This is a genomic window from Actinacidiphila rubida (assembly GCF_900110255.1).
In the GTDB taxonomy this organism is placed as follows: Bacteria; Actinomycetota; Actinomycetes; order Streptomycetales; family Streptomycetaceae; genus Actinacidiphila; species Actinacidiphila rubida.
In genome coordinates this window covers 250558-269064 of the sequence record NZ_FODD01000005.1, presented here as the reverse complement: position 1 = coordinate 269064, position 18507 = coordinate 250558, and the positions used below count along the sequence as shown (strand labels likewise).

The window sequence follows — 18507 nt, the reverse complement described above, 5'->3', positions numbered from 1 at the left end:
TACGGCGGGGGGGGGGGGGGGGGGGTGGGGGGATCGGGGGGGGCGGAACGGGGTGCGCGGGGGTCCCGACCACCGGTCGGGGCCCCCGCTGCGCACGGTACGGCCTGTTGCTGTGAAGCCCGGAGGTGTCAGTTCCCGCCGGTGCCGCCCGCGCCCCCGCCGCCGAAGCCCCCGAACCCGCCGAAGCCGGTGGCGGCGCCCTGGGTGACGGTGGTCGCGGCGATGTCGCCGTTCGAACCCGCGTCGCCGCGGACGGTCACGCTCTGGCCCGGCTGCAGGTCGGAGACCTTGCCGTCCTTGTTCTCCGTGACCTTGGTGGACTTGCCGGTGGTGACCTTGACGATGTTGCCCTGGGCGTCGGTGACGTAGATCGTGTTGCCGTCGACCAGCTTGACCGTGCCGACGGTCACCCCGGAACCGCCCGCGCCGCCCGGCAGTCCGGTGCCGCCGCCGGCGCCCGGGGCCGCGCCCGTCCCCGCGCCCGTCCCTGTGCCCGCCCCGGTCCGGCCCGTGCCCCCACCGCCGAAACCGCCGTAGCCGCCGAAGGTCCGGCCGGTGCCGGTGCCGCCGGCGGTGCGGTTCCCGGCGGCCGCCGGGAAGGAGCCGCGGCCGGTGCCCGACGAGCCGTTCAGGTGGTTCTTCTCCACCAGCGCGCCGCCCGCGAACGCGGCCGCCGCGACGACGCACGCCGACAGCACCAGCGTCATCCACGGCAGCTTGCGCCGCGGCGGTGCGGCCAGTTCCGCCGAGATGTCCCGGCTGTCCGGCGGCTCCGCGAGGACGTCCTCGGGCCGCTGGGCCGGCACCCCGCCCGGGCCGTGCACGATCTCGCCGGGCCCCTCGAAGATCTCGATCGTGCCGGGTTCCGGGACCAGCAGATCCGTGTCGGCGGCTGCCTTGACCAGCTCGCCTCGGCGTCGCGCCATCTCCGCTTCTCCCTTGTCCGTCTGTCGCGTCTGTCGCTTGTGCTGCTGCATGTCGGTCGGCGTTCTCACTCGTGCCGCAGGGCCTCGATGGGCCGCAGGCTCGCCGCGCGGTTGGCCGGGTAGCTGCCGAAGAACAGGCCGATGGCGACCGCGATGACGAACGCCCACACCACCGACTGCGGGATGACCACGGGGGTGATGCCGACGATGGTGAACCGCGAACCGACCAGCCCGCCGACCACCCCCAGCCCGCCGCCGACCAGGGACAGCAGCGTCGACTCGGCGAGGAACTGCCCGAGGATGACGCCCTTGGGCGCGCCGATCGCCTTGCGGATGCCGATCTCCCGGGTCCGCTCGGTGACCGTGACGAGCATGATGTTGGTGATGCCGATCCCGCCGACGAGCAGCGAGATCGCGGCGACCGCGCCCAGCAGCACGGTGAACGTCTTGTTCGTGGACGCCTGGGTGGTCAGCAGGGACGCCTGGCTGCTCACCCGGAAGTCCAGCGCGCTGGAGTCCTTGATGCCGTGCTGGGACATCAGCACCGTGGTGATCTCGTTCTGCGCGGGCGTGGTGGCGTCCGCGGACTTCGCCTCGACGAGGATCTGGCTGATCGGGCCGAAGCCGGTGAAGGCGTTCTGCACGGTCGGCAGCGGCGCGATCACCGTGTCGTCCGGGTCCTGGAAGCCGGTGCCGCCCTTGGTCTCCAGCACGCCGACGACGGTGAACGGGGTGCCGCCGACGACGATCTTCCTGCCGACCGGGCTCGCCGTCCCGAACAGGTCCGTGGCCGTGGTCGAGCCGATCACCGCCACCTTGCGGGAGTTGAGCACGTCGTCGGCGCTGAAGTAGTCGCCCTTGGCGACCTTGCTGTTGGACGCCTTGAAGTACGCCGGGTAGGTGCCGACGACCTGGTTCACGCTGTGCGAGGTCCCGTCGTACAGCGCCGTCTGCGACGTGGTCACCTCGGGCGCCACCGACTCGACGTCGGGCGCCGAGGCCGGATCGGCCAGCGCCCGCGCGTCGTCCACGGTCAGCGGCTTGGTGCTGGTCGCGGTGGACTGGCCGCCGAAGCCGCCGCCGGAGGACACCGTCAGGGCGTTGGTGCCGAGCTTCTCGATGGAGTCCTTGACCGCCTGCGACGAGCCGTTGCCGACCGCCAGCAGGATGATCACCGCGGCCACGCCGATGAGCACGCCGAGCATGGTCAGGCCCGAGCGGACCTTGTTCGCGGCCAGCCCCCCGACGGCGAACCGCAGGGTCTCGAAGGGGTTCATGGTCAGGAGCCTCCGCTCGTCAGGGCGTGCGGGGCATGGGCCGCGAACACCGCGGGGTCGCTCAGCGCGGGCGGCGGTCCGTCCACCGGTGCCTGCCGGACGTCCGCGACGACCTGGCCGTCGACGAGCCGCAGCACGCGCTTGGCATGCCGGGCCACCTCGTCCTCGTGGGTGATCAGGACGACGGTGCGGCCGGACGCGTTGAGCCGGTCGATGATCGCCAGCACGTCCTCGGTGCTGTGGCTGTCGAGGTTGCCGGTCGGCTCGTCGGCGAGCAGCATCGCCGGCGCGGTGACCAGCGCGCGGGCCACCGCCACGCGCTGCTGCTGGCCGCCGGACAGCTCGTTGGGCCGGTGGTCGACGCGGTCGCCGAGGCCGACCAGCTCCAGCGCGGCCCGGGCCCGGCGGCGCCGCTCGGCGGCCTTCACCCCGGCGTAGGCGAGCGGGAGCTCCACCTGGGCCAGCGCGGTCGTGCGCGGCACCAGGTTGAACGACTGGAAGACGAAGCCGATCTTGCGGTTGCGGACCAGCGACAGCTGGTGCTCGTCGAGCCCGCCGACGTCGATGCCGTCCAGCAGGTAGCGGCCGGAGGTGGGGACGTCGAGGCAGCCGAGGATGTTCATCAGGGTGGACTTGCCGGAGCCGGAGCTGCCCATGACGGCGACCATGTCGCCCTGCTCGACCACCAGGTCCACGCCGGGCGAGACGCCGGTGACCGGGTCCACCTCGCCGCCGAGCGCGCGCACGGTCGCGTCGCCGTGCCCGTACGTCTTCAGCAGCGACCGCACCTCGATCACCGGGGAGGGGCCCCAGGGGCTCTCCTCCGCGGCGGCCGTGACGGGATCGCCGACCCGGTGGCCGCCGGTCCCGTCACGGCCCAGCCGCCCCCTCAGGAGCTGCTTCATCGCCCGGCACCCCCGCCGCCGAAGCCGCGGGCGCCGGTGCCGCCGAATCCCCTGCCGCCGCCGGTGCCGAGGCCGCCGGGGAACGACCCGCTCGGGAAGCCGCCGTTGCCGGACGAGGCGACCGTCGGGATCTGCACCTGCTGGCCCTCGGTCAGGCCGCTGGTGATCTGGTCCGTGCTGTCGCCCTCGACGCCGACGGTGACGTCGGTGCGGGTGGTGGAGCCGTCCTTGCCGACGACCAGCACCGTGCGGCTCGCGCCGGTCCCGGAGACCGCGGCGGTCGGCACGCTCAGCGCGCCGGACGCCTCACCGGTGACGACCTGGATGCTCGCGCTCAGCCCGGTCCGCAGATTCGCGGTGCTGCTGGTGATGGTCAGCGTCGCCTCGTACTGCACGGCGCTGCCCGACGAGCCCGACCCGCCACCCGAGCCGGAGCCGCTGCTCACCGGCAGCGAACTGATCGACAGGACCTTCGCGTTGAGGCTGGTGCCGGACTCGGCGTTCAGCGAGACGGTGGCCGCCTGGCCGGCCTTGATCTTCAGCGCGTCGGTCTCCGAGAAGTCCGCCTTGACCTGCATCCCCGTGGGGTTCGTCAGGACGATGAAGCCGGACGGCGTGGAGGAGGACGAGGACGACGAGGACGACGACGAGGAGCTGTTCGCGCCGGACCCGCCGGACGAGCCGCCGGAGCCGCTGCCCGAGCCCGACGTGCCGGAGACTGTGTCGCCCTTCGCGGAGGACACCGAGGCGACCGTGCCGCCCACCGGGGCGGTCAGCGTGCAGCCGTCGACCGCGCGCTGCGCGGCGTCGACCGCGTTCTGCGCCTGGGTCAGCTGCGCCTGGGCCTGCGCGAGCTGCGCCGGGTCCACGGTCGGGGTGGGGCTCGGGGTGGGCGTCGCGGCGGCGCCGCGGCCGCCGGAGGAGCTGCTGGAGCCGGAGGAACCGGTGGAGGCGGGCACCTCGCCCTCCTCGACCTTCGTCAGGTTCGCCTGCGCGGAGGTCAGCGACGCCTCGTCCTCCTGCAGCGTCTCCTTCGCCTGCGTCGGGTCGACCTTGGCCAGCACCTGGCCCTTCTTCACCGTGTCACCGGGCTTGACGTAGACCTCGGTGAGCGTGCCGCCGGTCGTGAAGTTCAGGCCGGCGTCGCTCGGCGAGGTCAGCGAGCCCGAGCCGGACACGGTGGCCAGCACGGTGCCCTTGGTGACGGTCGCCACCCGCGCGGTGCCGCTGCCCGCCGAGGACTTGCTGTCGCCGCTGTGCACGGCCGCGTAGGCACCGCCGGCGCCCGCGAGGACCACCACGCCGAGCACCGAGTTGATCAGGACGGCCCTGCGCCGCCGTGGAAGCACCTTCATGCCGCGCATACTCGCCGCCCAGGCCTTTGATCCCCTGGGAGAAACCTGGGAGTTCGCTGGGAGCCGGAACACCCCGTGCGCCGCCCCGACACCGGGAAAACCGCCCCAATCCCGGCGAACCACCCCGCCGACCGGTGCCCGGCGGGTGACCGAGGGTGGCGTTTCCCCGGGAACTCACAGGCCGGTCCCCGACAGTCCCCACGTGGGTGCGGTTCAGTCCCATGCGTCGCCTGTGTGTCCGCCGTGCCCCGCGCGGGCCCGCCGGCGCCACCGCCCGCGCCGCAGCCCCGGCCGCGACGCCCTGCCAGAGGAGACCTTCGGCCATGACCAGGACCCCCACCAGGCCTTCCGCCGCGCTGCGCGCGGGTGTGTCCGTCGCCGCGCTCGCCGCGTCCGGGGCGCTGCTGCTCACCGCCTGCTCCTCGTCGTCCGGCTCGTCCGCCGACGCCAAGCCCTCCGGCTCGGCGTCCGGATCCCCGGCGTCGTCCAAGAACGGTGCCGCGTCCATGGAGGCGTACCGGCAGTGCCTCCAGCAGCACGGCGTCAACCTGCCGTCCTTCCAGGGCCGTTCACCCGGCCAGGGCCGTCCCAGCGGTGCGCCCAGCGGCCGCCCGAGCGGCGGCTTCGGCGGCCGGGGCGGCGGCGGCTTCCCCGGTTTCGGCGGCGCCTCCGCCGACCCCGCCACCCAGAAGGCGCTCGACGCGTGCAAGTCGCTGCGGCCGCAGTTCAACGGCCGGGGTGGCGCGGGCGGCGGCAGCAGCGCGTTCCAGGCGTTCGCCAGCTGCCTGAAGGACCACGGCGTCACCCTCCCCACCGCGTCCCCGGGCGCGACCAACCGCCCGGGCGGCGGCTTCGGCGCCCTCCGCGGCATCAACACCGCCGACCCCAAGACCGCCAAGGCCTACGACACCTGCAAGGCCCTCCTCCCCCAGCGCCCCTCGGGGGGCCCCTCGGGGAACCCGAGCCCGTCCGCGACGGCGTGAGGGCGGGGCGTGAGCGCCGCGGGACGGGGCCGGGGCGGCCCCGGGGAGGTTGTCCGTGGCGGGGTGGACGTTCGAGATCACGGGTGATTGGTGCGGGTTGAGGGTTGCGACTGGGCGTGATCGGTGCGGGCACTCCGCGGAGTGAACGCCCTGGCCCTTTTTTGCCGGCCTCTCGCCTCCGGGCCCTTGGACCCGGTGTCGACACTCGACCGTGCTCGACCCGCTCGTTCCTCACGGGCCTCCGCGCGCTCTCCCTTTCGACACCGGCGGGCCCTTCGGCTCGATGCCTACACCGGCGCACCCGGAGTCGTCGGTGCGGCTCCCCCGCCTACCCCAAGGCGCCCCGTGGAGTGGACCGGGGTGCCCGGGAAAGCTTGGGCGAACGGGATACCCCGGCCCGTTTTTGTAGCGGCCGAGCCAAAGGGCGCGCCGGTGTCGAAAGGGAGAACACGCGCAGGGAGCGAGGTACGAGCGACCGAGCATGATCGACCGTCGACACCGGGTACAAGCGCCCGGAGGCGAGGCCGCGGCATAAAAGGTATTAAGGGAAGGTGACCAGGCGGCGCAGGCGGCGGAGTGAGCGCGCCGAGCGCGACGGCCCGCCCGCGCGCCAGTACGGCGGCGTGCGAGCCCTGCTGAACGTGCGCAGCCTGGCCGGCCGGGTCTTCCTGCTGGAGATCGCGATCGTGGTCCTGCTGGTCGGCGTCGGGGCGGCCGCGCTGGCGCTGCAGTCGAATTCGGCCAACACCAACGACGCGCGGCGGGTGACCCGGGCCGTCGCCGAGTCCTTCGCGCACGCGCCGGGACTGATCCCGGCCATCAACAGCCCCGATCCGTCGAAGGTGCTGCAGCCGGAGACCGAGGCGATCCGCGGCCAGACCGGCGTGGACGCGCTCAACGTGTTCAACTCCGACAGCGTCCAGCTGACGTCCCCGGAGCCGTCGCAGATCGGGAAGGTCTACCACCAGCCCGACTACGTGCGGACCACCGTCGTCCCGCAGCTGCTGGAGGGCAACGCCGTCACGTTCACGGTGAAGGACGGGGGCGCCAACGCGATCGCGACGTCCGTCCCCGTGGTCGACACCGACGGGACGGTCGTGGGCGTGGTGACGGCGAACATCACCGTGCAGCGGGTGCACAGCATCGGCGGCAACCTGCCGCTGATGTTCGGCGGCGCGGCCGCCGCGGTGGCGCTGGCCGCCGCCGGAACCGCGCTGGTGGCGCGGCGGCTGCTGCGGCAGACCCGCGGACTGGGCCCGGCCGACATCACGCGGATGTACGAGCACAACGACGCGGTGCTGCACGCCGTCCGCGAGGGTGTCCTGGTGCTCGGCACCGACGGCCGGGTGGAGCTGGCCAACGACGAGGCCAAGCGGGTGCTCGGCCTGCCCGCCGACGTGGAACGCCGGCCGGTGTCGGAGCTGGGCCTGGACGACCACACCGTGGAGCTGCTGACGTCCGACGAGCCCGTGACGGACGCCGTGCACCGGGCCGGCGACCGCATGCTGGTGGTGAACAAGCGACCGACCGCGCCCTACGGCGGCTTCCCCGGCAGCGTGGTGACGCTGCGCGACTCCACCGAGCTGTACGCGCTCACCGGCCGCGTCGAGGTCGCCCGGCAGCGGCTGCAGCTGCTCTACGAGGCGGGCGTGGGTATCGGCACCACGCTCGACATGACCACCACCTCGCGGGAGCTCGCGCAGGTGGCGGTGCCGCGTTTCGCCGAGATCGTATCGGTGGACCTGCTGGAGGCGGTGGCCCGCGGCGAGGAGCCGGAGGCCGGCGGGCGGCGGCTGGTGCGCACCGCGCTGGCGGGGGCGGACGAGGGCTCGCCGATGCACGGGACCGGCTCGTCCCTCACCCTGGACCCGTCGACCCCGCAGGCGCGGAGCCTGGACAGCGGCACCCCGTTCCTGGTCGACGACCTGCCCGGCACACGCGACTGGCGGGCTCTGGACCCGCCGAACGCGGCGCGGATCGTGGACATGGGGATGCACTCGATGCTCGCGGTGCCGCTGCGGGCCCGCGGGGTGGTGCTGGGCCTGGCCGGGTTCTGGCGCGGCGCGGACTCGGCGCCGTTCGACCGGGACGACGTGACGTTCGCGGAGGAGCTGGCCGCCCGCGCGGCGGTGAGCATCGACAACGCGCGCCGCTACACCCGTGAGCACAACATGGCCACCAGCCTGCAGCGCAGCCTGCTGCCCAGCACCCTGCCCGAGCACACGGCCCTGGACGTCGCGTTCCGCTACCTGCCCGCGCACGCCGGGGTCGGCGGCGACTGGTTCGACGTGATCGCGCTGCCGGGGTTCAGGACCGCCCTGGTCGTCGGGGACGTCGTCGGCCACGGCATCACGGCCGCGGTCGCCATGGGCCGGCTGCGCACCGCCGTGCACAACTTCGCCGCCCTCGACCTGCCGCCCGACGAGGTGGTGGGCCGTCTCGGCGAGCTGGTCTCCCGGCTGGACAACGAGGCCAGCGGCACCGAGATCACCGGCTCCACCTGCCTGTACGCGGTGTACGACCCGGTGGACGGCACGTGCGTGTTCGCGCTGGCCGGGCATCCCGCACCGGCGCTGGTGTCCCCGGACGGGACCGTGGCGTTCCCGGAGCTCGCCGTCTCGGTGCCGCTGGGCGTCGAGGGCCACCCCGTGCGCACCACGGAGCTGGTGCTGGAGGAGGGCTCGCGGCTGGTGCTGTTCACCAACGGCCTGGTGGAGAGCCGCGAGATGGATCTGGGCACGGGCCTGGCGCGGCTGCGCGCGGTGCTGGCGGAGGACACCCGGCGCGGGCCCGACGAGATCTGCCAGGCCGTGACGGACGAGATGCTGGCGTCGCGGCCCGCCGACGACGTGGCGCTGCTGGCGGCGCGGACCCGGCTGCTCGAGGCGGACCAGGTCGCGGAGTGGGACGTGGAGCCGGTGCCGTCGGCGGTGGCGCCGATCCGCGCGGCCTGCGGCCGGCAGCTGGAGGAGTGGGGCCTGGCCGAGATCGGCTTCACCACCGAGCTGATCCTCAGCGAGCTGATCACCAACGCGATCCGGCACGGCAGCCCGCCGATCCGGGTCCGGCTGCTGCGGGCCGGCACGCTGGTGTGCGAGGTGTCGGACGGCAGCAGCACCTCGCCGCACCTGCGGTGGGCGGCCACCACCGACGAGGGCGGCCGCGGCATCTTCCTCGTCTCGCAGCTCGCCCACCGCTGGGGGACCCGCTACACCAACGACGGCAAGGTCATCTGGTCCGAGCAGGAGCTGCACCCCGCGCCCGGGGACCTCGGCCCCGGCCTCGCCGACACGCTGATGGAGGCCGAGGACCTCTAGGGCCTGTCGTGCGGCTCTCCGCGGCGTCGCGGCGATCCCCACGACAGACCCTCGGCGGCGCGCGACCGGCCCCGGGCGCGGGGAGTCACCAGGCGAACGCCTCGGGGGACGGGCCGGGGCCGGGGAAGATCTCGTCGAGGCCGTCGAGCAGTTCCGCGGACAGCGTCAGCTCCGCGGCGCGCAGCGCCGACTCCAGGTGCGCGGCGGTGCGCGGGCCGACGATCGGGCCGGTCACGCCGGGCCGGGTCAGCAGCCAGGCGAGGGCCACCTCGCCGGGCTCCAGGCCGTGCTTGGCGACCAGGTCCTCGTACGCCTCGACCTTGGCGCGCATCACCGGATCGGCCAGGCCCCTGGCGGACCGGCCGGCGGAGCTGCGCGAGCCGCCGCCCTCCCGCTCCTTGCGCAGCGCCCCGCCGAGCAGCCCCTGGTGCAGCGGCGACCAGGGGATCACGCCCAGGCCGTACGCCTGCGCGGCCGGGACGACGTCCATCTCGGCGCGCCGCTCCGCGAGGTTGTACAGGCACTGCTCGCTGACCAGGCCGACCATGCCGCGCCGGGCGGCGGCCTCGTTGGCCTGGGCGAGGTGCCAGCCGGCGAAGTTGCTGGACGCGGCGTAGAGGACCTTGCCCTGGCGGATCAGGACGTCGACGGCCTGCCAGATCTCCTCCCACGGCGTCGCCCGGTCGACGTGGTGGAACTGGTAGATGTCGATGTGGTCGGTGTTCAGCCGGCGCAGGCTCGCCTCGACCTCACGGCGGATGTTGAGGGCGCTGAGCTTCTCGTGGTTGGGCCAGGACGTCTCGTACCAGGCGCGGCCGTCGTTGGTCATGTTGCCGTACAGCTTGGTGGCGAGCACGACCTTGTCGCGGCGGCCGCCGCCCTGCGCGAACCAGCGGCCGAGGATCTCCTCGGTGAGGCCCTTGTGCCCGTCCCGCCCGTAGATGTTGGCGGTGTCGAAGAAGTTGACGCCGGCGGCGAGCGCCGCGTCCATGATCGCGTGGCTGCCGGCTTCGTCGGTCTCGGACCCGAAGTTCATCGTGCCCAGCACGATGCGGCCGACCGAGAGCCCGGTGCGTCCGAGCTGCGTGTACTCCATGCCCGCCAGCGAACACCTTGGAGTGCACTCGATGGCAAGGGGGCGGGGGCCGCCACATCCGGCGGTTTGGCCTTCCGAGGTCGGGTTATCCGTCCGGTATGAGTCATTCGTGCACCAACGGAGGTGAGCAGCCGTGGCGCAGGTGAACGGGCGGGTCAACGGCCACGCCAACGGCCACACCAAGGCCGGTGAGCGGTCGATCGGCACCCTGGTGAAACAGGGCTCGGAACAGCTGTCGACGCTGGTGCGGCAGGAGATGAAGCTCGCGCAGGCCGAGCTGACGCACAAGGGCAAGCGGGCGGGGATCGGCGGCGGCCTGTTCGGCGGAGCCGCACTGCTCGCCTTCTTCGGCCTCGCGTCCCTGGTCGCCGCGGCGATCGCCGCGATAGCGATGCCGCTGCCGCTGTGGGCCGCGGCCCTCATCGTGGGCGGCGGCCTGCTGCTCTGCGGCGGCCTGCTGGCCCTCGCCGGCCGCTTCGAGGTCAAGCGCGCGGTGCCGCCGATGCCCGAGGAGACGGTCGGCAGCATCCAGGACGACCTGGCGACGATCAAGGAAAGGGCGAAGCGATGAGTCGTGCGGAGCACCACACCGACCCCGCGCTGGCCGAGCTGGAACGGCAGATCGCCGAGACCCGCGAGCAGCTCGGCCAGACCGTCGAGGAGCTGGCCGCCAAGGTCGACGTGCCGGGCCGTGCCAAGGCGAAGGCGTCCGAGACGGCGGCGCGTTTCCGCGCGAGCGCGCAGCAGGCGGAGGACCGGACGAGGTCCCGTGCGATGCACGCCGCGGACCGCGTCAAGCACGGCGTCGCGCGCGGCGGCGGCCGGCACCGGGCCGACGACGCGGCGCCGGCGGCGCCCGGTGACGACGGATCCGGCGCGCATCTCGCGACGGACGTGGGCGCCGCACCGGCGGCGGATTCCCACGCGCCCCACGCCGCCCACGACAAGGAGCGCCTTGCCTACGGTGCGGCCGCGGTCGGCCTGACCGCGGCCACCGCCGGCGCCGCGGTCTGGGCCTCCCGCCACCCCTGACCCCCCTCGCGGCGCGACGGGGACGCGGAGGAGTGCGGGCGGTATCGCGCGAGCCGGAGCGGCGGCTACCTTCGGAGGATGAGTGACGCACGCATCATGAGGGTGAAGCCGGAACCGGGTTCGTACGCCTGGACGTTCGGAGGAGCGGAGCCCCTCGCGCGCGTCGCGCCCGGCACCGTGCTCGACCTGTTCACGGAGGACTGCTTCGCGGGACGGGTGCGCTCGGAGAAGGACCTCGTCTCCGAGGTCTGCGAGTTCCCGTTCCTGAACCCGCAGACGGGGCCGTTCCACGTGGACGGCGCGGAACCGGGCGACACCGTCGCCGTGCACTTCGTCTCCGTCGAACCGGCCCGCGACTGGGCCGCCTCCACCACCGTCCCCCTCTTCGGCGCGCTCACCTCGACGCACACCACGGCGACGCTGCAGCCGCCGCTGCCCGAGGTGGTGTGGATGTGGGAGCTGGACCGCGAGCGCCGCACCTGCGCGTTCACCACGCGCGAGGGCGGCGTCCGGATCGAGCTGCCGATGGACCCGATGCACGGCACCGTCGGGGTGGCGCCGGCCAACCTGGAGGTGCGCTCCGCGCTCGTGCCCGACGCGCACGGCGGCAACATGGACACCCCGGAGATGCGCGCCGGCACCACCTGCTACCTGGGCGTGAACGTCGAGGGCGCGCTGCTGAGCCTGGGCGACGGGCACGCCCGGCAGGGCGAGGGCGAGACGTGCGGGGTCGCCGTGGAGTGCGCGATGAACACCGTCGTGATCGTCGAGCTCCTCAAGGGCGTCGCCACCCCGTGGCCGCGCCTGGAGTCGGACACCCACATCATCACCACCGGCTCGGCGCGCCCGCTGGAGGACGCCTTCCGGATCGCCCAGCTGGACATGGTGCGCTGGCTGCAGCGGGACTACGGGCTCGCGGAACTCGACGCCTACCAGTTCCTCACGCAGGCGGGCGAGTCGCCGCTGGCCAACGTCTGCGACACCAACTACACGGCGGTGTCGAAGATCCGCAAGGACTGGCTGCCGCCCGGCACGCCGCACCGCGACCTGCACCGCAGCCTCCGGGAGCGGGCCGCCGCGCTGGGTGACCTGCGGCACCGGTGAACGCCGTCCCGGGCCGAAGGGATACGGTCGGCGGGTGACGACCTTCAGCGACAGCCACGCCGAACTGCCGGGCGCCGACGGCCCGTACGCCACCACCGAGGCGGACCCGCACGAGGTGGGCCGGGTGCGCACCGAGTACGCCCCCGCCCACGACGGCGACCCGGACCCGGGCGAGATCGTGTGGACCTGGGTGCCCTTCGAGGAGAACGACGGCCGGGGCAAGGACCGTCCGGTCCTGGTGGTGGCCCGCGAGGCCCAGGGGACGCTGCTCGCCGTGCAGTTGTCGAGCAAGCGGCACGACCACGACCGCGAGTGGGTCGCCATCGGCGCCGGCCCCTGGGACCGCGAGGGCCGCGACTCCTGGGTCGCCCTGGACCGGGTGATGCGGCTGCACGAGCAGGGCATGCGGCGCGAGGCGTGCGCGCTCGACCGCGGACGGTTCAACCTGGTGGTCAACCGCTTGAAGGAGCTGTACCGCTGGTCGTGAACGCGGCCGTGAATGCGGCCGTGAACGCGGACCGGTGACCGGCCTGGGAAGGCGGGTCACCGGTCACGGGCACGTGTGGGTGCGTCAGGCGTCGGCGGACGCGGAGTCCTTCGTCTCGGACTTCTCGTCGGACTTCGCGTCGGGCGTCGTCTCGGCCTCCTCGTCGGACTTCTCGCCGGCCTTCGCCTCGGACGTCTCGTCCTCGGGCCCGGCCTGCTCCTCGGAGCCGGCTTCGGCGGCCTCGGCGGACGGCTCGTCCGGCTCCTCGGCCGCCTCGGGCTTCTCGTCGTCGAACCGCACGTCCAGGACGGCGTCGAGCTCGGCGCTCCACTGCTTGAGCGTCGACCGCGACGGGGCCTCGACGTCGCACTGGAACCAGCGGCGGGCGGACGTGTAGACCGTCACGCCGAACCGCTTGCCGAAGCGCGGCGAGTCGACCTCGACCGCCCCGATCTCGTCCCAGCCGAACTCGGCGGTCTCGCCGTCGAGGGTGAAGGTGACGCCGTGCCGGTCCGCGATGATCGCGGCACGGCGGTCGGACGCCTCGAAGACGGGCTTGCCGTCGTCGACATCCTCCTCGGCGTCCTCCTCGGCATCGACCTCATCGGCGGCGGCGTCCTCGGCGTCGGCGTCCTCGACCGCTTCCGCGTCGTCCGCCGTCTCGTCGCGGTCCGCGGCCGCGGCCGCCTCCGCGGGCTCGTCGACGGCCGCCGGCTCGGGCTTCCGCCCGGCGGACCCGCGCAGGGCGGCCGGGACGGCGTCCCCGGCGGCCTCTGGCGCGTTCCCGGACGTACCGGGCGCGTCGGGCTGCGGCGGGACGATGCCGGAGAAGAAGGCCGGGTCCGTCCCGGCGGCGGGCGTCGTCGGTGTCACGTTCTGACCTATGGGCTGCTCCACGGCCAGCAGTATGGCCGACGAAGCTGTGCCGGCAACCGTCGCACGGCGACCGAACGCCGTCCGATACCGAGTTGTGCCGTTACGGCGGGGGGGATCGGGCGGTCCTCCCGCGTGGCGGATACCCGGGCGGGGTATCGTCGGGTTGCGCTCGCGCTCTCACACGGCCCGGGCGGTGAGGCGAGCGGAGAGGCCGGGCGATGACGGGTGGCAGCGCACACCGCGCCGGCCGGCTCGCCCTGTGGGCGCTGCTGCTCGGCCTGTTCCTGATGCACGGCTCGCCCTCCGCGGCCGCCGAGGGCTGCCACGGCGCCGCGTACAGCCCGCGCCCGGCCGCGGCCATGGCGATGCCCGCGCACGCCGCGCCGGGCCCGCACGCGGCCGTCAGGCCCGTCTCCCCCGCGGCCTCGGCCGGGCCCGCGCACTCCGGCGGCACGTGCACCGCGACACCCGCACGCGGGCGGACCGCGCCCGCCGCGGCAGGCACCGCGGCGGGCCCGCCCGTGCCCGCGCCCGCGGCGGCACCCGGGCCCGCCCCGGGTCCCGAGCGGCGCGGACCCCCGGGCGGCGGGCGGGAGTTGCTGCTCAGGGTGTCGGTCGCGCGCAGGTGAGGGCGCCGCCCCGCGGCCACGGCCGCGGGCCCGCGTCCCGCTCACCCGCGCGCCTCCGGGGCGCGCCTCTCACGAAAGCGACCCCCATGCACCGTTCGTCCTCACGCGCCGCCCTGCGCATGCTCGGCGCCGCGACCACCCTGGCCGCCCTGCTCACCGCCTGCGGCTCCGGCACCTCCGGCGGCTCCGCGCACTCCGGGCATGCGGCGACGCCCGGCATGACGCACACCGCCACCGCCGGGTCCGCACCCGTCACGTCACCCGTCACGTCACCCTCGGGAGCGTCCTCGGGGTCGTCCTCGATGTCGGGGATGCCCGGCATGGGCGACATGCCGGGGATGAAGGGCGGCAGCCACGACGAGGGCCTGAGCGACACCCGCGACGGCTACCGCCTGGCGTCCGCCACGGCCACCCTGCCCGCCGGGATCCCCGTGCGGTACCGCTTCCACGTCACCGGCCCGGGCGCGGCGCCCGTCACGGACTTCGCCGTCGACCAGACCGAGCGCCTGCACCTCTACGCGGTCCGCACGGACCTGACGGGCTTCCAGCACGTCCACCCCGCGATGGCCGCGGACGGCGGCTGGACCGCGGACCTGGCCGCGCTGACACCCGGCCGGTGGCGGCTCTACGCGTCGTTCACCCCGGCCTCCGGCCCGGGCGCGGGACAGGACTTCGTGCTGTCCCGCACGGTGACCGTGCCCGGCCGGGCGGCGTCCGTGCCGCTGCCCGCGGCGGCGCCGGCGGTCGCGGTCGACGGCTACACCGTCACCGTCGCCGGCGATCCGGCCGGCGGGGCGGCCCGGCCGCTGACCGTGCGCTTCACCCGCGGCGGCGTGCCGGTCACCGGCCTGGAGCCGTACCTGGGCACCTACGCGCACCTGACGGCGTTCCACGCGGGCGATCTGGCGTTCGCCCACCTCCACCCGGCGACGCCCGTGAACGGCGCCCACGGCGGCCCGCAGCTGGCGTTCCACGCGGAGCTGGCGAAGGCCGGCGACTGGCGGCTGTTCCTGCAGTTCCGGGCCGGGGGCACGCTGCACACCGCCGCGGTGACGCTGCACGTCGGCTGACGCCGGCTCACCGCGGCCTCCGGGTGCCGTCCGGCGCCGGCCCCGCGCGCCTCAGTCCGAGGCGGCGGGGCCGGCGCCCAGCAGGCGGCGCAGCAGCGACTCGTCGTCGGGGTGCAGGTCGTCCACGAAGCGCAGCAGGACGGTCGCGCGGTCCGGCTCGCCGTCCAGCGTCTGCCGCATCCGCCGCGCGGCCAGGCCGGCCGGGTCCGTGACCGGCGCGTACGCGTAGGCGCGGCCGCGCGGGGTGCGGACGAGTACACCTTTGGTGTAGAGGCGTGAGAGGGTCGTCACGACGGTGCTGTAGGCGAGGTCCTCCGGGAGGCGGGCCATCACCTCGGCAGGTGTGAGCGGCCCGGCGGCCGACTGCAGGACGTCCAGCACCTCGGCACCCAGCACGCCGTTGGCCTTACGGCGGGGCGGGATGCCGTCGGCGGTGCGCGGTGCGTCCGACGTCACGGCTTGGCCTCTCCTCCACCTGTCGTCTAGAGTCCCGTAGAACTTCTACGCGACTGTAGACGGACTGTCATCCACGAGTGTGCCACACGGCCCACCCGCTTCACCGCCCGCCGGAAGCCCGGGACGGGCGCCGAACTCCCGGGACGGACGCATTGAGCGCGATCAGCATCGGACAGGCGGCGGTGCTCGGTGTGGTCGAAGGTGTGACCGAGTTCCTGCCGGTCTCGTCCACCGGCCACCTCAAGATCACCGAGGGGCTGATGAACATCCCGGTGGACGACAAGGCGGTCGTCGGCTTCACCGCGGTGATCCAGGTCGGGGCGATCGGTGCGGTCCTCGTCTACTTCTTCAAGGACATCGCGCGGATCGTCAGCGCGTTCGCCCGCGGTCTGGCGGACAAGGAGCAGCGGTACCACCACGACTACAAGTTCGCGTGGTGGGTGATCTACGCGACGATCCCGATCGTGGTGGTCGGCCTGGCGGCCAAGCCCCTGATCGACGGGGCGCTGGCCTCGCTGTGGGTGGTCGCCGCGTCCCTGATCGTCGGCAGCGGCTTCATGTGGGCCGCCGACCAGATGGGCCGCCACAAGCGCGGTGAGGACGACACCGACATCAAGGACGCGATGATCGTCGGCGCCTCCCAGATCCTGGCGCTGCTCTTCCCCGGCTTCTCCCGTTCCGGCGCGACCATCTCCACCGCCCTGATCCGCGACCTGGACCGCCTGGCCGCGACCCGGCTGTCGTTCTTCCTCGGCATCCCCGCGCTCACCGGCGCCGGCCTGTACGAGCTGAAGGACGCGCTGGGCACCGGCGCCGGCGCCGGGCCGCTGCTGGTCGGCACGGTCATCTCGTTCGTCGTCGCCTACGCCTCCATCGCGTGGCTGCTGAAGTTCGTGGCGAACCACTCGCTCAACGCCTTCGTGGGCTACCGCATCCTGATCGGCGTCGCCCTCATGGGCATGCTGGCCACCGGCGTCCTGTCGGCCTGACGCCCCCGGCGGGTCGCCCGCCGGCACGCCCGCCCGCGCCTAGCCTGGGCGCATGGAGAACATGAGCCAGGCGGAGTGGATGGCGTTCGCCCTCGAAGGGACCCGCACCGGAAAGGTCGCGGTCACGCGGAAGGACGGGCGCCCGCACGTGACGCCCACCTGGTTCGTGCTCGACGACACCGACCCCGAGGACGTCCGGGTCGTGCTCAACACCGGCCGCGACTCCCTCAAGGGCCGCGCCCTGCGCCGCGACCCGCACTTCGCGCTGTGCGTCGACGACCAGCGGCCCCCGTACTCGTATGTGCTGCTGGAGTGCACCGCGGAACTCGTCGAGGACGTGGAGCAGATGAAGCCCTGGGCGGTCAGGATCGGCACCCGCTACATGGGGCAGGAGCGCGGCCCGGAGATCGGCGCGCGCAACGCCGTCCCCGGCGAGTACCTGGTCCGCGGCCGCATCGACCGCGTCACCGCGCACCGCGACGTGACCGGCTGACCGCCCCCGCCGCGCGCGGCGGCGGGGCTCAGCCGTAGGACAGCTTGGAGCAGGGGTTCGTGGCGGCGCTGCGGGCCTGCTGCGTGACGGTCTTGGGCAGGGCCTTGGGCGTGCCGGCGGCGGACTTGGCGAAGTCCTGGCCGACCACCAGGTTGATGCCGGTGATGTTCAGCGGCACCAGCTGGGCGCCGGGGAAGAGCTGGGCCAGGGAGCGCGCGTCGGCCGCGTGGGACGCGCCGTACTCGATGCGGGTCGTGGCGTGGTCCTGCGAGCGGGCCGTGGTCACCTGCGGCACCGTGAAGTGGTCGGCCTTGATCCGGTCCGCCGCCTTGCCGCCGAGCCCGTCGGTGAGCGTGCCGTTGTAGACGTCGACCGAGACCCCGGTGCCGTCGACCGTCGGGGCCGGGGTGGGCTTGGGCTGCACCTTGCCGGAGGCGTTGACGCCGTCCAGGGTGCGGTCGGCCCGCAGCTCGGCGAACAGGTCGTCGACGTCCGGGTGGACCAGGTCGATGCGCGCGCCGGCGTACTTCCACGGGGCGGTGACGAACTGGATGTTCTTCAGGTCGATGTTCTTCAGCGACATCCCGAACGACATCAGCTTCGCGGGGCTGCCCAGCCCCGGGTCGACGGTCAGCGACTTGGTAGCCGCGTCCGCCAGCGGCAGCAGCGTCGTCGGGTTCATTCCCTGGCCCTTGATCTTGGAGATCAGGGCGGACAGGAACGCCTGCTGGCGCATCATGCGGCCGACGTCGGAGTTGTCGCCGATGCCGTGCCGCACCCGCACGTAGTCCAGGGCCTTCTGCCCGGACAGGTTCTGCATCCCGGCCTTGAGCACGACCTTGCCCTGGTGGCCGAGGTTGGGGTTCATGTCCCCCTGGTACAGCGTGTTCGGCACGCAGACGTCGACGCCGTTGACGGCGGACGTCATGGCCGCGAAGCCGGCGAAGTCCACGACCATCGTGTGGTCGACCCGCAGGCCGGTCAGCTTCTCGATGGTGTTCTGGGTGCAGGCGGGGTTGCCCTTCTCCGTGTCGCCCACGGAGAACGCCGAGTTGAACATCGCCTTCGGCTGGTCCGGTGACCATCTGCCGCTGGGGAGCAGGCACGGCGGTATGTCCACCATCGAGTCGCGGGGTATGGAGATGCCCACCGCGTGCTTGTGGTCGGGATACACGTGCAACAGGATCGTGGTGTCCGAGCGGCCGATCGGGCCGGCCGCGGACCCGCCGAGCTTGCCGTTCTCGCCGGAGCGGGTGTCGGAGCCGATCAGCAGGACGTTCACCGGCTTGTCGCCGTTGGCGTCGGCCCGGGCCTGGGCAGGGCGGTTCTTGCTCAGCCCGGCCGAGTCGAACGTGGAGATGTTGGCGTTCAGCTTCAGATAGACCGCGCCGGCCGCGCCGACGACGAGCACCACGAGTGACACCGCGATCGCGATGATCCAGCGCTTGCGGCTCCGCTTGCGCTTCACCCCACGAACGCCCATTTCCACACCTTCGGTCCGGAGGCCCGCCC

Annotated in this window: 18 protein-coding genes; 10 read left to right on the top strand and 8 right to left on the bottom strand. The window is 73.7% G+C overall.

The window, feature by feature from the left end; translation table 11 throughout:
- Window positions 1-128: 128 nt before the first annotated feature.
- The 4 genes from BMW99_RS41220 to BMW99_RS07180 form a co-directional block, all read right to left on the bottom strand.
- A complete protein-coding gene (locus BMW99_RS41220; RefSeq protein WP_177226061.1) occupies window positions 129-926 on the bottom strand; it encodes a hypothetical protein in 798 nt (265 codons plus the stop codon).
- 65 nt (window positions 927-991) lie between these two features.
- Window positions 992-2203, bottom strand: a complete 1212-nt coding sequence (locus BMW99_RS07190; protein ID WP_075016442.1) for an ABC transporter permease — start codon at window positions 2201-2203, stop codon at window positions 992-994.
- Between the two features lie 2 nt (window positions 2204-2205).
- Window positions 2206-3108 (bottom strand): ABC transporter ATP-binding protein, encoded by a 903-nt coding sequence (locus tag BMW99_RS07185; RefSeq protein ID WP_079175966.1) that lies wholly within the window; start codon window positions 3106-3108, stop codon window positions 2206-2208.
- The gene (locus BMW99_RS07180) at window positions 3105-4463 is read right to left on the bottom strand and encodes an efflux RND transporter periplasmic adaptor subunit (protein ID WP_075016464.1); all 1359 of its coding nucleotides are present in this window, start codon (window positions 4461-4463) and stop codon (window positions 3105-3107) included. The genes BMW99_RS07185 and BMW99_RS07180 overlap by 4 nt, the downstream gene beginning before the upstream one ends.
- A gap of 323 nt (window positions 4464-4786) precedes the next feature.
- Between BMW99_RS07180 and BMW99_RS39960 the strand changes: the two genes are divergently transcribed.
- Window positions 4787-5446 (top strand): hypothetical protein, encoded by a 660-nt coding sequence (locus tag BMW99_RS39960; RefSeq protein ID WP_075016441.1) that lies wholly within the window; start codon window positions 4787-4789, stop codon window positions 5444-5446.
- 551 nt (window positions 5447-5997) lie between these two features.
- Window positions 5998-8763 carry a SpoIIE family protein phosphatase gene (locus tag BMW99_RS07170; protein WP_107451394.1) on the top strand — a complete coding sequence of 922 codons (2766 nt, stop codon included), beginning with the start codon at window positions 5998-6000 and terminating at the stop codon, window positions 8761-8763.
- Between the two features lie 85 nt (window positions 8764-8848).
- Here the strand turns inward: BMW99_RS07170 and BMW99_RS07165 are convergent, their stop codons facing one another.
- Window positions 8849-9859: an aldo/keto reductase gene (locus tag BMW99_RS07165; protein WP_069461760.1), complete on the bottom strand. Its 1011-nt coding sequence runs from the start codon at window positions 9857-9859 to the stop codon at window positions 8849-8851.
- Window positions 9860-9992: 133 nt separating this feature from the next.
- On the opposite strand from BMW99_RS07165, the gene BMW99_RS07160 reads away from it, so the two are divergent.
- From BMW99_RS07160 to BMW99_RS07145, 4 genes are all read left to right on the top strand, one after another.
- On the top strand, window positions 9993-10430 hold the full coding sequence (locus BMW99_RS07160) for a phage holin family protein (RefSeq protein ID WP_245791255.1): 438 nt from the start codon (window positions 9993-9995) through the stop codon (window positions 10428-10430).
- Window positions 10427-10891 (top strand): DUF3618 domain-containing protein, encoded by a 465-nt coding sequence (locus BMW99_RS39955; protein WP_075016440.1) that lies wholly within the window; start codon window positions 10427-10429, stop codon window positions 10889-10891. The genes BMW99_RS07160 and BMW99_RS39955 overlap by 4 nt, the downstream gene beginning before the upstream one ends.
- Window positions 10892-10969: 78 nt before the next feature.
- Window positions 10970-11995 carry an acetamidase/formamidase family protein gene (locus tag BMW99_RS07150; RefSeq protein WP_069466646.1) on the top strand — a complete coding sequence of 342 codons (1026 nt, stop codon included), beginning with the start codon at window positions 10970-10972 and terminating at the stop codon, window positions 11993-11995.
- 34 nt (window positions 11996-12029) lie between these two features.
- Window positions 12030-12482, top strand: coding sequence for a type II toxin-antitoxin system PemK/MazF family toxin (locus tag BMW99_RS07145; protein ID WP_069466645.1), 453 nt, complete (start codon window positions 12030-12032; stop codon window positions 12480-12482).
- Between the two features lie 84 nt (window positions 12483-12566).
- On the opposite strand, the gene BMW99_RS07140 is transcribed toward BMW99_RS07145, so the two are convergent.
- Window positions 12567-13379 carry a hypothetical protein gene (locus BMW99_RS07140; RefSeq protein WP_069466644.1) on the bottom strand — a complete coding sequence of 271 codons (813 nt, stop codon included), beginning with the start codon at window positions 13377-13379 and terminating at the stop codon, window positions 12567-12569.
- Between the two features lie 197 nt (window positions 13380-13576).
- On the opposite strand from BMW99_RS07140, the gene BMW99_RS07135 reads away from it, so the two are divergent.
- Window positions 13577-13987, top strand: a complete 411-nt coding sequence (locus BMW99_RS07135; RefSeq protein WP_069466643.1) for a hypothetical protein — start codon at window positions 13577-13579, stop codon at window positions 13985-13987.
- 86 nt (window positions 13988-14073) lie between these two features.
- Entirely contained in the window at window positions 14074-15057 is a 984-nt protein-coding gene (locus BMW99_RS07130; RefSeq protein ID WP_075016439.1) for a hypothetical protein, read from the top strand.
- Between the two features lie 51 nt (window positions 15058-15108).
- Here the strand turns inward: BMW99_RS07130 and BMW99_RS07125 are convergent, their stop codons facing one another.
- A complete protein-coding gene (locus BMW99_RS07125; RefSeq protein ID WP_245791253.1) occupies window positions 15109-15513 on the bottom strand; it encodes a BlaI/MecI/CopY family transcriptional regulator in 405 nt (134 codons plus the stop codon).
- 152 nt (window positions 15514-15665) lie between these two features.
- Between BMW99_RS07125 and BMW99_RS07120 the strand changes: the two genes are divergently transcribed.
- Complete coding sequence (locus tag BMW99_RS07120; RefSeq protein ID WP_069464534.1) at window positions 15666-16502, top strand: undecaprenyl-diphosphate phosphatase; 837 nt, start codon at window positions 15666-15668, stop codon at window positions 16500-16502.
- Window positions 16503-16554: 52 nt separating this feature from the next.
- Window positions 16555-16995: a PPOX class F420-dependent oxidoreductase gene (locus BMW99_RS07115; protein ID WP_069464533.1), complete on the top strand. Its 441-nt coding sequence runs from the start codon at window positions 16555-16557 to the stop codon at window positions 16993-16995.
- A gap of 28 nt (window positions 16996-17023) precedes the next feature.
- On the opposite strand, the gene BMW99_RS07110 is transcribed toward BMW99_RS07115, so the two are convergent.
- Window positions 17024-18478 carry an LCP family protein gene (locus BMW99_RS07110; RefSeq protein WP_069464532.1) on the bottom strand — a complete coding sequence of 485 codons (1455 nt, stop codon included), beginning with the start codon at window positions 18476-18478 and terminating at the stop codon, window positions 17024-17026.
- Window positions 18479-18507: the final 29 nt, after the last annotated feature.

Bases quoted from the DNA above. Each gene is read 5' to 3' on its own strand.
- BMW99_RS07135 (WP_069466643.1), top strand. From the start codon at position 13,577: ATGACGGGTGGCAGCGCACACCGCGCCGGCCGGCTCGCCCTGTGGGCG.
- BMW99_RS41220 (WP_177226061.1), bottom strand. From the start codon at position 926: ATGGCGCGACGCCGAGGCGAGCTGGTCAAGGCAGCCGCCGACACGGAT.
- BMW99_RS39960 (WP_075016441.1), top strand. From the start codon at position 4,787: ATGACCAGGACCCCCACCAGGCCTTCCGCCGCGCTGCGCGCGGGTGTG.
- BMW99_RS07115 (WP_069464533.1), top strand. From the start codon at position 16,555: ATGGAGAACATGAGCCAGGCGGAGTGGATGGCGTTCGCCCTCGAAGGG.
- BMW99_RS07190 (WP_075016442.1), bottom strand. From the start codon at position 2,203: ATGAACCCCTTCGAGACCCTGCGGTTCGCCGTCGGGGGGCTGGCCGCG.
- BMW99_RS39955 (WP_075016440.1), top strand. From the start codon at position 10,427: ATGAGTCGTGCGGAGCACCACACCGACCCCGCGCTGGCCGAGCTGGAA.
- BMW99_RS07165 (WP_069461760.1), bottom strand. From the start codon at position 9,859: ATGGAGTACACGCAGCTCGGACGCACCGGGCTCTCGGTCGGCCGCATC.
- BMW99_RS07110 (WP_069464532.1), bottom strand. From the start codon at position 18,478: ATGGGCGTTCGTGGGGTGAAGCGCAAGCGGAGCCGCAAGCGCTGGATC.
- BMW99_RS07150 (WP_069466646.1), top strand. From the start codon at position 10,970: ATGAGTGACGCACGCATCATGAGGGTGAAGCCGGAACCGGGTTCGTAC.
- BMW99_RS07130 (WP_075016439.1), top strand. From the start codon at position 14,074: ATGCACCGTTCGTCCTCACGCGCCGCCCTGCGCATGCTCGGCGCCGCG.
- BMW99_RS07185 (WP_079175966.1), bottom strand. From the start codon at position 3,108: ATGAAGCAGCTCCTGAGGGGGCGGCTGGGCCGTGACGGGACCGGCGGC.
- BMW99_RS07180 (WP_075016464.1), bottom strand. From the start codon at position 4,463: ATGAAGGTGCTTCCACGGCGGCGCAGGGCCGTCCTGATCAACTCGGTG.